This is a genomic window from Bacteroidales bacterium (genome assembly GCA_013141385.1).
Taxonomy (GTDB): domain Bacteria; phylum Bacteroidota; class Bacteroidia; order Bacteroidales; family Tenuifilaceae; genus UBA8529.
This window is the reverse complement of record JABFRB010000022.1, coordinates 131,454-145,569: the sequence shown is the minus strand read 5'-3', so window position 1 is coordinate 145,569 and position 14,116 is coordinate 131,454. Positions and strand designations below refer to the sequence as shown.

Below are 14,116 nucleotides of genomic sequence, written 5' to 3'. Positions count from 1 at the left end.
AAAGTTAAAAATTAAAGGAATTGTTTTACAAATTATTGCAATTTGCGATTAAATTCAAGAACACTTTTTGTATTATAAGAGAATCCATCCACTTTTCATTTTTCACTTTTAAATTTTCACTTTAATTATGATACTACTTGATGGAAAGGTAATCTCCGAGCAAATGAAGGCTGAGATTTCCCAAGAGGTTGAGAACATCAAAAAACAAGGAGGAAAAGTTCCCCATTTAGCGGCAATCCTAGTTGGACACGATGGTGGTAGCGAAACTTATGTTGGAAATAAGGAGAAATCCTGCAATCAGGTTGGTTTCCGTTCAACAGTACTTCGTTTCGAGGATACTATTACCGAAGCTCAATTACTGGAAGAGATAAACAAGCTCAATAATAACCCTGAAATCGATGGCTTTATTGTTCAAATGCCATTACCAAAGCATATCTCCGAGCAAAAGGTAACCGAAGCCATTGATCCTAAAAAAGATGTTGATGGCTTTCATCCCTTGAATGTTGGAAGAATGACCATTGGAATGCCAGCATACATCTCCGCTACACCCGATGGTATAGTTGAATTACTGCGTAGATATAAAATTGAAACATCCGGAAAACATTGCGTAGTGCTGGGCAGGAGCAATATTGTTGGTCGTCCTATATCAAACCTACTATCATTAAAAGGTTATCCGGGCGATTGCACAGTAACCGTTTGCCATAGCCGCACAAAGAATATCCCCGAAATTACCCGAACAGCCGATATCCTTATAGTTGCCCTTGGGCAAGCCGAATACGTTACAGCCGATATGGTTAAGGAAGGAGCCGTTGTTATTGATGTTGGTATCAACCGCTTTAAATCCGATAAAACCAAGAGCGGCTGGAAGCTACTAGGCGATGTTAAGTTCGATGAGGTTGCACCCAAGTGCAGCTACATCACACCCGTTCCTGGTGGTGTAGGGCTTTTAACAATAATATCGTTACTGAAGAATACCCTAAAAGCTGCAAAGAGGGAGATTTACGGGTAGAGAGGGTTTCACACAAAGAACGCTAAGGAGGAAACGCAAAGGCCGCAAAGTATTTTTACTTTGCGGCCTTTGTGTTTTAGTTGAGACGCTTTCAGGTCTATCGACTCTGGAAGGTCTTGCACCTTGGAAAACCCAGTAGAGTTCGAAGAACCTGCTGGCGTTTGGCTGGTACTTCCATACACTTTTATCCTTACCAGGCTCTTTCAGGTCTTTTAGACTCTGAAAGGTCATGCGCATTGGGAAACTCTGCCGGGTGGAGTGTTAAAAAATGATAGCCTATTCAAAAAAAATGTTCGTCCTTTTATAGCAACGTAGTTGCGTAATATTGGTAGAAAAGAACCACATTATGTATTTAAGCTCCGTAGGAGCGACATATAAATCAACGCATATGTCGCTCCTACGAAGCTTAGAATTATACATTATCTATTTTCTACAAATATTTCGTTCCTACGGAACTATTTATTGACGATAAATAGAATTAAAAAGTTTGAATTCATAACACCCCGCTTGATAAGGCTAATACCCTTCAAAGAAGGAAGTATCAAACCCTAAACCACAACCAAGTATACTATCGCAATTTGCGATAGGGGGTATATGTATGTGTACTGAGTTTATACATGCAATCAAAACAATTTATTCCATCTATATAAAATAATACTGAGTCCTAGGGAATATTATAATTTTACGGTTAAACCACTTCTAAACAAAAAAGACTGCTAATTAGCAGCCTCTTTTGTTTGATTTAAGGATGTTCTTAGAAATAGGTCACAAGCCCAGTTTCAAGGTGATATTTGGCACCTATAACTTTAACCTTGGATGTTTTTATAAGCTCCTCAATTAATTTGTCCTTCTCAAGAATTGAAACGTTTTCAAGAACATTTTGATCGATAACCTTATCGGTTATATCATCTTTTGCGCCTGTACCTTTAACTATCTCAATACTTGGTTCAATTCTTTTCCCTATTGCTGGCAATGAACCGGGTAGTTCACCCCCTTTAACTGCTGCGGCAACAGCTCCGCAACTTTCATGTCCAAGAATTACAACTAAAGGAACATGAAGATGCTCAACTGCATACTGAATGCTACCTATTCCCACAGAATCTAAAACATTACCAGCAACACGAATTACAAATAAATCGCCTAAACCTTGATCGAATAGAAGCTCGGGAGCGACCCGCGAGTCGGAGCAAGTAACAATTACTGCAAAAGGTTTTTGACCTTTACTCTTTAATAATTCTCGCTTAGTTTTACCAATATTATCATCAAATGCTGAATCTGATACAAAGCGATTATTACCCGCAATTAGAAGATTTAGTGCCGAATCGGCTTGGGTTACAATTTGAGTTCTGTCATAAATCGGATGTTGCTTTTTAGATTGATCAACAGAACATGAAATAGTTCCAATTGCATAGGCAATACTTACAAGAATGATGCTTTTAAAGTGTTTCATAGATTTAAAGTATACAAGTTAATGAATTAGATTTTTGACACGTTGTAAAAATAAAGTTTATCGCCATAAATAAATGTCCTATTATTATGATATTCATCACTCTATTGCTATCAAATAGTGTTGCGTTCTAAAAAATAAAGCGTTTCCAGATATTGCGGGACTTGCCATGCATACATCTTTCATCTCATTTTTTGCTAGCAGCTTAAATTCTACTCCTGCTTTAATAACATAGATAGATCCATTCTCCGATGAGTAGTATATTTTGCCATCAGCCGCAATGCCCGATGCGGTAAAGGCATCTTTTAGATTCTCTTTATATTTTAGCTCGCCAGTTTTTGCATTAAAGCAGGTAAGTTCGCCATTGTTGCGGAGATTGTATAGGTAATCGCCATAAATCAAAGGGCTAACCATATATGCACCGCCTCGTTTTATGCTCCATACAATGTAGCTGTTTTTGGTGCTATCTGGTGCAAGTGTAATATCGCCAGTAGCATCAGGTTTAACGGCATAAATAGGGGAGAATTTCCCATGGGCATTGCAAATGAAAATAAGATCGTGAGCAACAACGGGGGTTGTAGAAGGGACATCGCCACCGCCACTCATCTTCCAAATCTCTTTTCCTGTTTCCAGCTCATACCCACCCATGTACTTGTAGCCGTTAACGATTACCTGCGATTTACCATCCTTTGTATATATGGTAGGTGTTCCCCATGTTGAGACCTCATCGCGTGTGGTACGCCAAATCTCTTTTCCATTCTCAACATTGAATGCAGTGAGGTACGAATCAACATTTTTATCACATTGAATAATAACGTAGTTTTTAAAGATAATCGGTGAGCTTGCTTGTCCCCACTCAACACCCGGTTCACCTGGACCTGGATTCATTATCCCAAGGTCTTTTTGCCATAGCAAATTACCTTTCAAATCGTAGCAGTATAACCCCTCGGAGCCGAATAGCACAACCAGATGCTTTCCATCTGTTGAAGGTGTACAGTTAGCCTGAGATGATTTTGTATGTCGCTTCGATTTTGGAATGCCTTTATGGGTAATCCTTTCCCAGATAATCGATCCAGTATTTTTATCGAGGCAGTAAACCTTAAACTCCAGAACACCGTTATCATCTGCCATATCAATATCGCCATAGAGTCCAACTTTAAGCGACTCATTCTGCTTTTCGCTACTTGCCGTAGTTATAAAGATGTAATTATCCCAAATGGTAGGGCAGGAGTGACCTAATCCAGGGATTGGGGTCTTCCACTTGATATTCTTTGAACTATCAACACTCCATGTAGTTGGTGTTTTAGCATTTTCAATATACCCACATGCCCAAGGGCCTCGGAAACTTGGCCACTGCTGATTGTATTCAATTTGTGCAAAAAGTTTTTGCTGACCAAAACATAGGAAAGTACCTAATAGAATAAAATACAATGAGATTTTCTTCATAATTTTTACAAGTTTATACTGAATCGGATGCTAATTCATAACTAGTGTAATTGTAATAATCAAACTAAGTTGCTAGTTACTGGTTACAAGTTGCTAGTTTGGTAAATTAGAGTAATTTTTTTGCCTTGCGTTTAATTTCAAGTGAAATTTTATATCGATTATAATATCAAATGAAAGATAGGAAATCAGCAACTGATATATTAACAGACGGGTTAACCCGTCTGTTATATCTCTTATGTAACAACATTTTGATGAAGATATTTATTCGACCCAAGTTACGAATTTTTCAAATTCATAATCCTTACTTTCTTTCGCATGGTTATACGGGTAACCAACTACGCAACCGTCTAAAGCATAATCGCCTTTCTTTAACTTCAGAAGTTTAAGAAATTGTTTATTGTTTGCCATGTGCGGAATTGCTGTAATAAGCTGAAATTCTAACCCAAGATTAGTAGCAGTTAACCACATGTTTTGCAAAGCATGAGTTAATGATTCTTCGTTAACCATAGGAAATCCCTTTTTTTCTGCAATAACAATAAAAAATGGTGCTTCAAAAAGTAAAGGGATTCCTTTTGGTGAAAACACTCTAAGTCTATATGCAAAAGGTTTTGCCTTCTTTCTAAGAAATGGTAAAAATTTTAAAATAGCATAAATTTTTCTAGAATTTTTCTTTATTTCTGAAAGCAGAATATCTCTTGCAATTGTCATTGATTCAGTTCCTTGCTTGAAGATATAAATCTTTCTTACCTCATTAAGTGGCATTCCTAAGGCTCCAGCATATGGTGCATGAATACAGGATTTAACTATTTCATTTAATAAATCGATAGGTGGAATTTCATTTGAAAAATTTGGTAATGATCTTTTCGATTTTACAACTTGTTCAAATGTTTTATTATATGGAACAGACATTTTTATTATATTTAAAGGCGCATTTCAATTATTGGTTTTGAGTTAAAAAGCGAATTAACTTCAATTCCAATTTTTTATTTGATAATGAAACAATTATTATTTTTAATTCTCAAAAATATCAGTTTTCTATGAAAATAAATTTCTTTGTAATAACTTTATTAAATATTTTGAATTAAATTGGATGAAACATCCATTTTTGTAGACTAACTGAAAAAGTATTGAAATGAGTTTATGAACTCAAAAATTCTATTTTTTTTAGGTGATCCATAATATTAATATTAGTAACTATACTCTTTGATTTGTAACTTGCAATTTGTTAATTGTTTAATTTAATTTTACTCAAGTGAGAAAATATTTTAGCTTATTACTGCCAGCAGTATTTGTTCTGGTTATGTCCTGTTCCAACGATAAAAAACAGGATCTAAAAATAGAGTATGAAAAATACACTTTACCGAATGGTCTTGATGTAATCCTTCATACCGATAAATCGGATCCAATTGTAGCATTTGCTGTGCAATACCATGTTGGATCGAATCGTGAAAAAATGGGTCATACCGGATTTGCACATCTTTTTGAGCACATGATGTTTCAGCAATCGGAAAATGTGCCCGAAGACCAGTTTTTCAAAATAATACAAAACGCAGGTGGTGAATTGAACGGTGGTACTGGAAATGATGGAACAACCTACTTTGAGGTAGTACCCAAAAATGCCCTTGAAACAATTCTTTGGCTCGAATCCGATCGGATGGGCTATTTGACTAATACAGTTACCAAAAAGGCATTTGTTAATCAGCAAAATGTTGTTCAAAACGAAAAGCGAGAGAGGGTTGATAATCAACCATACGGACATACAGGTTGGGTGATTGGTAAAACCCTTTACCCCGAAGGACATCCCTATAATTGGCAGGTGATAGGCGAAATGCAGGATCTATTTAATGCTACTGTTGAGGATGTTAAAGAATTTCATAATAAATTTTACATACCGAATAATGCTACAATAGTATTAGCGGGTGATTTTGATGTTGTAGAGGCCAAAAAATTAATAGATAAGTATTTTGGTGAAATACCTAAGGGGAATGATTTAGAGAGCCCTAAACCTATGCCAGTAACGTTAGCTGAAACTAAGAAATTGTTCCATGAGGATAATTTTGCTAAAGCATCTCAGCTAACAATGGTTTGGCCAACAGTTCCTCAGTATAATAAGGATTCTTATGCCCTACAATACCTTGCACAGCTTCTCTCTGAGGGAAAAAAATCACCAATGTATAAGATTATAGTTAAGGAAAAACAGTTCGCTTCATCAACCCCAACTTATAACACTAGTCAGGAACTCGCGGGTGAATTTCAGGTTGCAATTACCGCATTCCCAAACATCAAGCTAGGAGATGTTGAAAAAGCTGTTTTTGAATCATTCGAAATGTTTGAAAAGGATGGAATTACGGATAATGATATTGAAAGGGTAAAAGCAAGCCTTGAGACCGATTTCTACAACGAAATTTCGAGTGTACTTGAGAAATCATTCAAATTAGCAATTTATAATGAATATACGAGTGATCCTTCATTCTATAAAGCCGATTTAAAAAACCTTAAATCTGTTTCAAAGGATGATATAATTAGGGTTTACAACACTTATATAAAAGGAAAACCTTTTGTTGAAACAAGTTTTGTTCCTAAAGGACAACCTGAGTTAGCCGTTGAAGGTTCGATAAAAGCCAGCGTTGTTGAAGAGGATATCACAAATGCAACTGAAGTAAAAGTTGCTGATACTACCGAAGAGAAAATAGAAAAAACCAAAACTAGCTTCGATCGTTCTGTAAGTCCCGCTTTTGGTGAGGATCCAAAACTCAATATTCCAACTATTTGGGATGGTAAACTTGCAAATGGGATGAAGGTTTATGGGATTGAACAGAACGAACTTCCTTTGGTACAATTTAATATCGTTGTTAATGGAGGCCACTATCTCGATAAACTCGAAAAATCAGGCTTAGCCTACGTATTGACAAAAGTTATTAATCAGGGCACAAAAAATAAAACACCAGAGCAGCTGGAGGAAGAGATTAAAATGCTTGGAGCTAGCATTTGGGTTAGTGTTGATTATACTAATATATCCATTAATGTTAATACTCTTTCAAGAAACTTTGAGAAGACATTGGCTATTGTTCAAGAAATGCTTCTTGAACCACGTTGGGATTCTGTGGAATTCAATTTAGCAAAAATCAATATTTTAAATAGGATAAAAAGGAATAAAGCGAATCCAAATTTCCTTGCAGCATTTGAGTTTGATAAGTTGATTTATGGATCTGGTAATATTCTTTCAATTCCAATAACTGGAACTGAATCATCAGTTTCCAGTATTACATTAGACGATTTAAAAGAGTACTACAATAGCTATTTTACCCCTTCTATTTCTAATTTCCATATTGTTGGTAGTATTAAACAGGATCAGGTTATGAATGCATTGGCTGATCTTGGGAATAAATGGCTTTCTAAAGATGTTAAGTTCCCTGAATACCAGTATCCCGCACAACTTGAAAAATCAAAGATTTATATTGTTGATATTCCAGGTGCATTCCAATCCGTAATTAACATTGGTAATCTTTCATTATCAGCAACAAACCCAGATTACTACCCCTTACAGGTTATGAACTATAAGTTGGGTGGTTCATTCAACGGAAAAGTGAACATGGTATTGCGCGAAGAGAAAGGTTTTACTTATGGTGCAAGAACTTATTTCAATGGGAATGAATTTACGGGATCATTTACTGCAAACGCAAGCGTTAGATCTTCTGCAACTGCTGAGTCTGTAGATATTTTTAAAGATATTATGACTAAATATCGTGATGGTATTACCGATGAAGAGCTTCAATTTACAAAGAATGCTCTTCTAAAATCGAATGCCCTTCGCTTTGAAACCTTATGGTCATTAATTGGCATGTTACAGGATATAAGCTCCTATAATAAACCAAAGGATTATGTAAAGCAGGAGGAGGAGATAATAACTGGCATGACAAATGATAAGCTAAAAGCGCTAGCCCAGAAATATCTTAACCCCGATAAGATGTACTATGTGATTGCTGGTGATGCAAAAACTCAAGTACCAGTTCTTAAGAAGCTAAAAATTGGAGAGATTGAAGTAGTTAAAGAGTAATTTCAATAATTTACATAAAACCCCTCTCTGATTTAATTAGAGAGGGGTTTTTTTATTAATTAACGTTAGTTCGAAACAAGGAGTTACATTGAAAAATGAGGGTTTAAAGTGCATTGTCGATTTTGCATTTATGCAGAATCAACAAACCTCAGCGTTCTCTCCCGATTTCATCGGGACAAGCAGTGCTTCTCAATATCAATAAACATTATTATGGCAAGTCTGTATCTTATTAAAACAACCATTTTGTTAGATCCAAAACTTAAAATCTCTGTGTTAAAAATTATATCGAAAACACGTTAATTATTGATTAAAAGTTTTATTCCAAACTTCCAATCTCCTTTTCAACTTCCTCTAGGATTTCACCTGTTTTTACAAGCTCTTTCATCGCATTATGATCTGGGTATAGAGGGCGGTCTATATCGAGGAATTTCACATGTTTACGAATAGTATCCTTTGCCTTTTGAGTTCCGATACCGTATTTGTAAGGTGTTTCAATTAATCCACGAAGATCGAGTGCCTGTGCAGCAGCCATAAACTCAATACCAAGAATACCATAAGCGTTATCAAGAATTTGGAAATTCTTAAGCGCAGTATTCATACCCATGGATACAAAATCTTCCTGATCCGCAGCGGCAGGGATTGATTGGATTGAAGCTGGCATACAAAGAATTCTTTGCTCTACAATCTGCATATCAGCAGTATATTGGCTTAGCATTAAACCCGAGAACATTCCAGGATCTTTGGTTAGGAATGGAGGTAAGCCAACGCTTAATGCTGGATTATTCAGGCGGTTCATCCTACGCTCAGATAGAACGCAAACCATTGTAACAGCAGCACCAACTAAGTCCATTGGTAATGAGATTGGTGAACCTTGGAAATTTGCTCCTGATAGAGCAAGATTCTCATCAGCAAAGAAAATAGGGTTATCGCCAACACCATTCAATTCGGTTTCCACCTGTTCACGGGCATATTTCAGCGCATCATGAGCAGCACCAATAACCTGTGGGGTCGAACGCATTGAATACGCATCCTGTACCTTGGTTTTTAGCTTACCTTCCGATAAATCGCCACCCTTTGTAACCTTACGGATTGCAGCTGCGCTACGCATACCACCTGGGAATCCTCTTACCTCAAGAATTTTTGGATGATAGGGTTTTAGGTTAGCCTTTAATGCCTCTAACGACATAGCGCAAGCAATCTCGGCATGTTTAAGTAATCGATTTGTATCGTAAACCATCAATGCGCTCATGGCTGTAAGTACATTTGAGCCATTAATAGCAGCAAGACCATCCCTTGCATGAAGCCCTGGAACAGTTATGCCAGCGCGCTTCATAGCCTCTTTACCCTCCAATTTTTCCCCTTTATAGAAAGCATGACCTTCGCCCATTAAAAGTAACGCAATTTGCGACATTGGAGCTAAATCGCCACAAGCACCCACTGAACCCTTTTCGCAAACATAAGGGGTAACCCCTTTATTAAGCATTTCAACCAATGTTTGGGTGATTTCAATGCGGCAACCTGAGTTCCCATGAGCATGAACATTGATTCTACCTAACATTGCTCCCCTTACATGATCCAATGGCATTGCATTTCCAATACCTGCAGCATGGTTATAAACCAGATATTTTTGAAAATCCTGAACCTGATCATCATTTAAAACAATCTCGGAGAATTCACCAATACCAGTATTAATACCGTACATAATCTCGTGTGCAGCAATCTTTTTATCGAGCATTGCACGGCACTTATTAATTTTCGCAACTGCCTCGGGGTGTAACTCCACCTTCTCGTTGAAACGAGCAACTCTTACAACATCCTCAATCTTGAGGTTTGCTCCATTGATAACTAATGTCATATTATGTTTATTTTAGATGATTATAGAATGTAATAATTGAATTATCGTATAAAACCAAACTGTTAAAATGCTTAACAGCGGGCATCAATAATGAAAAATGAAATTTAAAATATTGAAAATAGGGATATTGGGATAATATCCAATTAGCGAACGCAGAGGCAGGTGCGGTTAATTTTAATCTTAAATTTAAGCTGCCAACGATTCATACTTGAAGATTAGTTTCGTAAATATATGTAAATATTTAAAATAACGACACAGAGAAGCAAGAAAATTGGATGCTACAATAATTCCCAATCCAAACTGGAGAAATAATATAAAAGTGAATTATAGAATAGGACAATGGGTTGTTCTATAATTCTAAAGTATAGCCCAATGATAATTTATAAAAAGAGTTATATTTGATTATAAGGATTTCAATTATTGGATCTTTCCAATTTTGGGCATTCATGTTTTTTGCTAATTTTGTTATGGAAAACAGGGGATAAAACCCTATTAAGTTATGCGCAAGGCAATAAAACACTACCTTGATAAAAAGTAAAATATGATACGATACGGAATTATTCAATTGTCAGATTTGCAATTTGGAGCAAAACATCGTTTTGGAAATCCTTCTAAAATTTATGAATCGATTGCAAATGATATCAATTTTATGGCGGATAAATTTCAGTTTTTGCCAATTTATATTTTGTTAACAGGTGATATAACTGAAACTGCGCATGCAGATGAATTTTTAGACGCTGAGAATGTTATCAATAATTTAGCACGAAAAATATCTATTGACAAAGACTCTGTTTTAAGTGTACCAGGGAATCATGATATTAATTGGAAATTAGCAGAGATATCATCAGATGTTGGCGATGTTAATCTGAAGTATAGTAATTATAATAAGTTTGCATATAATACATGTAATAAATACTCTAGGATAAGTCCCGAGTTTTATAATCGGTTCTTTGATCATAGATTAGGAATTGAGTTTTTGTTCATAAACAGTTGTGAAAAGGAAGACCATTTAAATCATTGTGGATATGTAGATTCAGAGAAGCTTGTTAATAGTATTGTTAGGAAACTTGGCAATGGAAATGATGATTATACAAAAATATGTATATGTCATCATAGGATAGAGCAAAATGGAAAGGAATCAAATTCAATTATTAATAATTCTTACGAGATTGAGACTATTTTAATTGAAAATGGTTATAACATATTATTTACTGGTCATATCCATGAAAATAGGTGTCAAGAGGTTAAACATGATGGTAAAGTTATTATATATTCCGGTTCAGGGTCTGCTGGAGTTGATAGAAGTCAACGGACTGATGGAATTCAAAATCAATATACTATTCACATTTTGGATTCGCATAATAAAAAACTTGAATCATATTGGAGAGCTTATAGCCCTAATAAACGTGGCAAACTGGGTTTAGGAGCTTGGACTGAGGATAATTCACTTGAATTAAATCCAAGCGTATTTGATTTGCCTTACATCATTAATTTTGATACATTTTCTTCTAATAGTATGGAGGATTTGACTTTAATTGAAAAATTCAAAATTAAACGAAATCCCTTTACTTTTAATAATGCAGAAAAAATCTCAACAAATCAAATAATTCAGTTGTTTGTTTCTAGTGAGGGTAGAAATAAGGGTGCGGTTAGACCCACAGGTGATGCAATAATTAGAGGAAGTAGAGGTTCTGGCAAAACAATGCTATTAAGATATTTAAATGTATTTGGCAATTATACATTTGATATCAATGTAAAAGACAAAAAAGTTAGTGAATCATTTCCCGTACTTGTAAATTTCACATTAATTCATAGTTCTGAATGGAAAAGTGCAATAAGTACAATAATTGAATCTGCTGAAAAATTAATTTTTGAATCGACCTTATCTGCTTTAGAAATAAAAGATAAAGAATTAAAATCTGCAGAATTTAGAAATGCCTTATTTCGTGTCAAACAAAAGTTGAAAGTCTTATCAAATCAGGAAGGAAGTATTATCTGGAAGCTTGGTGTAGCACTGAAGGAAAATATGTCTAACTATTTTACTCATGTTTTATTATTAATTGATGAAGTTGCTCCTGTTTTTCCTAGAGAATTCTTTCATGATTCTGAAAGTGGTTTTTTGCGTTGGATGAATTCTATAAGAAATAGTGGTCCTTATTTTACTAGAATAGCTGTTTATCCTAATGATATTTCAGATATTCTAAATGAGGATAGGTTTGGCTCTATTGTTAACCTTGATTACAATGTAAAAACTAGTGATGATTATGAAGCTTATCGAAAGTATTGTATTGAGTTAGTTAATAATTACTTAAAAGTAGTATCAATTAACAAGATTGAACCAACTAAAATTTCTGATATAATTGAAATAAATGGAGGTTTAGAACATGACGCTTTGGAACAGCTGATTTATGCTTCAGATGGTTCCTCTCGTAGATTTGCAAGTCTAATGGATAAGTGTATTACTTCGACAAGTTATTCAAAAAATAGATTATATAATAAGAGTGATATTATTTGTATCATAAAAGATTTTTCACAAAATCTTTTGTCAAGTTATGATTTGTCGGAAAGAGAAATAGCTAATTCATTAGCAAAAGCATGTAAAAAACAAATAACTTACCGATTTAGATTACCAAATCTAACTAGTTTAGTTTCTTCTCTTCATGCTAAGAACGAAGAGTTTAATATTGTAAAATTAGCAGAAGTTGGTGCAGGAAGTAGAGGTTCAACATATGAATTTACATATCCTTTTTGTATATTAATGGATGTTCAAACTCATTATTTAAAGGATACTAGGAAAATCTGTACTAGTCGAGATAGGGAAACTGGGGAGTGGATATCTCAAGTGACAACAATTTCACGCAATCAACTTGATTTTTTAAACAAAGAATTAAGACTTGAGGGAATTGTTACAGATGTTGACAAAGATTTAGTAATTATTTCAGATTTAGTAACAAGAAATGAATATTTTTCTGAGTCTTTTGATTTATCCTTGAAAATTGGTGATAGAGTCACATTTATTCATATTAATGAGGTTGCATCAGATATATTAAAAATGATATAATGCCCCATCTATCCTCGTCAACTCGGACATATAAAATCCAAACGTTGAGCTGGATTAAAAATCCGACTCAACGCTAATATTAGGATTTTGAACCCCCGTTAGCGTCAAGCTAAAAAAACGACAAGACGATGCTTTTCCCTTCGAAAACATTTATATTTGCAGAAAGACTAAGGACATGAATATTCAAGCGAGAAAACTGATTCTAATTGAAGAATTCCTACGTATTAGTGACGAAAGTCTAATCACTAAAATTGAATCTTTCATTAAGCAGGAAAAGAAAGTTTCTCATGAAAAAAACTTAAAACCCATGTCGTTGAACGAATTCCATGAAATGATTGACCAAGCGAAATGTGATTGCGATACTGGTCGAGTTATCACTCACCAAGAACTTAAGAAGAAGGTGAAGACATGGAAATAAGGATTGAATGGTCTGAACTGTCTGAAAGGCAACTCAAAGACATATTTGATTACTATTCATTAGAGGTTAGTTCACGAATTGCAAGAAAGATAATAAATAGAATTCTTGACAAAGTTACCATCCTAGAAAGCAATCCATCAGCAGGCCCGAAAGAAGAACTTTTAAGCAACTACCCAGAAGAATTTAGATATCTGGTTGAAAGCAATTACAAAATCATTTATTGGAAGAAGGAAAATCTTATCACAATTGCATCAGTCTTTGATTGTAGACAGAACCCAGAGAAAATCAAGAAAATATAGCCTAGCACTGACAGCGTATTTATTGGCTCCGCCGAACTCGCACAAAACGCTCGGTTGTATTTGGGCTGTTGACTCATTAGGAACGCAAGAACAACAAAGTTAACTAGTTGCTGACTAAAGGAAATTAACCTTGATAATTAATAACAAGCAAAATGGATAATACAAAAATATTTAAAACCTCTTTTGCAAGTGTATACCCGTTGTATATACAAAAAACGGAGAAAAAGGGACGCACAAAAGCTGAGGTAGATGCCATTATTTTTTGGCTAACAGGATATGATCAACAAACATTGCAACAACAAATCGATAAGAATAATGATTTTGAAACCTTCTTCGCCCAAGCACCGCAGATTAATCCAAATGTTTCAAAAATCATGGGCGTAATTTGTGGTTATCGAGTTGAAGAAATTGAAGACGAGCTTATGCAAAAAATTCGTTACTTAGATAAGCTAGTTGATGAATTGGCTAAGGGAAAAGCAATGGATAAGATATTAAGGAGCCAAAAATCCTAAGATAAAATCAGA

At 35.0% G+C, this 14,116-nt stretch carries 10 protein-coding genes; 6 read left to right on the top strand and 4 right to left on the bottom strand.

The window, feature by feature from the left end:
* The first annotated feature begins 127 nt into the window (after positions 1-127).
* A complete protein-coding gene (locus HOO91_14200; protein ID NOU18705.1) occupies positions 128-1,009 on the top strand; it encodes a bifunctional 5,10-methylene-tetrahydrofolate dehydrogenase/5,10-methylene-tetrahydrofolate cyclohydrolase in 882 nt (293 codons plus the stop codon).
* Between the two features lie 754 nt (positions 1,010-1,763).
* Here HOO91_14200 and HOO91_14195 read toward each other — a convergent pair.
* The 3 genes from HOO91_14195 to HOO91_14185 form a co-directional block, all read right to left on the bottom strand.
* Positions 1,764-2,459: a carbonic anhydrase gene (locus tag HOO91_14195; protein ID NOU18704.1), complete on the bottom strand. Its 696-nt coding sequence runs from the start codon at positions 2,457-2,459 to the stop codon at positions 1,764-1,766.
* Between the two features lie 96 nt (positions 2,460-2,555).
* Positions 2,556-3,902 (bottom strand): PQQ-binding-like beta-propeller repeat protein, encoded by a 1,347-nt coding sequence (locus tag HOO91_14190; protein NOU18703.1) that lies wholly within the window; start codon positions 3,900-3,902, stop codon positions 2,556-2,558.
* Between the two features lie 261 nt (positions 3,903-4,163).
* The gene (locus HOO91_14185; GenBank protein NOU18702.1) at positions 4,164-4,811 is read right to left on the bottom strand and encodes a nitroreductase; all 648 of its coding nucleotides are present in this window, start codon (positions 4,809-4,811) and stop codon (positions 4,164-4,166) included.
* A gap of 391 nt (positions 4,812-5,202) precedes the next feature.
* Between HOO91_14185 and HOO91_14180 the strand changes: the two genes are divergently transcribed.
* Positions 5,203-7,959, top strand: a complete 2,757-nt coding sequence (locus tag HOO91_14180) for an insulinase family protein (GenBank protein NOU18701.1) — start codon at positions 5,203-5,205, stop codon at positions 7,957-7,959.
* A 316-nt stretch (positions 7,960-8,275) separates the two neighbouring features.
* Here HOO91_14180 and HOO91_14175 read toward each other — a convergent pair whose 3' ends face one another.
* Positions 8,276-9,814, bottom strand: a complete 1,539-nt coding sequence (locus HOO91_14175; protein ID NOU18700.1) for an aromatic amino acid lyase — start codon at positions 9,812-9,814, stop codon at positions 8,276-8,278.
* A 541-nt stretch (positions 9,815-10,355) separates the two neighbouring features.
* Between HOO91_14175 and HOO91_14170 the strand changes: the two genes are divergently transcribed.
* The 4 genes from HOO91_14170 to HOO91_14155 all read left to right on the top strand — a co-directional run bounded on the left by HOO91_14170 (position 10,356) and on the right by HOO91_14155 (position 14,104).
* Complete coding sequence (locus tag HOO91_14170) at positions 10,356-12,875, top strand: metallophosphoesterase (GenBank protein NOU18699.1); 2,520 nt, start codon at positions 10,356-10,358, stop codon at positions 12,873-12,875.
* Positions 12,876-13,050: 175 nt separating this feature from the next.
* Positions 13,051-13,293, top strand: a complete 243-nt coding sequence (locus tag HOO91_14165) for a hypothetical protein (GenBank protein ID NOU18698.1) — start codon at positions 13,051-13,053, stop codon at positions 13,291-13,293.
* Positions 13,284-13,592, top strand: coding sequence for a type II toxin-antitoxin system RelE/ParE family toxin (locus HOO91_14160; GenBank protein ID NOU18697.1), 309 nt, complete (start codon positions 13,284-13,286; stop codon positions 13,590-13,592). The genes HOO91_14165 and HOO91_14160 overlap by 10 nt, the downstream gene beginning before the upstream one ends.
* A gap of 152 nt (positions 13,593-13,744) precedes the next feature.
* Complete coding sequence (locus tag HOO91_14155; GenBank protein ID NOU18696.1) at positions 13,745-14,104, top strand: DUF2200 domain-containing protein; 360 nt, start codon at positions 13,745-13,747, stop codon at positions 14,102-14,104.
* Positions 14,105-14,116: the final 12 nt, after the last annotated feature.

Bases quoted from the DNA above. Each gene is read 5' to 3' on its own strand.
- HOO91_14185 (NOU18702.1), bottom strand. From the start codon at position 4,811: ATGTCTGTTCCATATAATAAAACATTTGAACAAGTTGTAAAATCGAAA.
- HOO91_14190 (NOU18703.1), bottom strand. From the start codon at position 3,902: ATGAAGAAAATCTCATTGTATTTTATTCTATTAGGTACTTTCCTATGT.
- HOO91_14160 (NOU18697.1), top strand. From the start codon at position 13,284: ATGGAAATAAGGATTGAATGGTCTGAACTGTCTGAAAGGCAACTCAAA.
- HOO91_14180 (NOU18701.1), top strand. From the start codon at position 5,203: ATGTCCTGTTCCAACGATAAAAAACAGGATCTAAAAATAGAGTATGAA.
- HOO91_14195 (NOU18704.1), bottom strand. From the start codon at position 2,459: ATGAAACACTTTAAAAGCATCATTCTTGTAAGTATTGCCTATGCAATT.
- HOO91_14155 (NOU18696.1), top strand. From the start codon at position 13,745: ATGGATAATACAAAAATATTTAAAACCTCTTTTGCAAGTGTATACCCG.
- HOO91_14175 (NOU18700.1), bottom strand. From the start codon at position 9,814: ATGACATTAGTTATCAATGGAGCAAACCTCAAGATTGAGGATGTTGTA.
- HOO91_14170 (NOU18699.1), top strand. From the start codon at position 10,356: ATGATACGATACGGAATTATTCAATTGTCAGATTTGCAATTTGGAGCA.
- HOO91_14200 (NOU18705.1), top strand. From the start codon at position 128: ATGATACTACTTGATGGAAAGGTAATCTCCGAGCAAATGAAGGCTGAG.
- HOO91_14165 (NOU18698.1), top strand. From the start codon at position 13,051: ATGAATATTCAAGCGAGAAAACTGATTCTAATTGAAGAATTCCTACGT.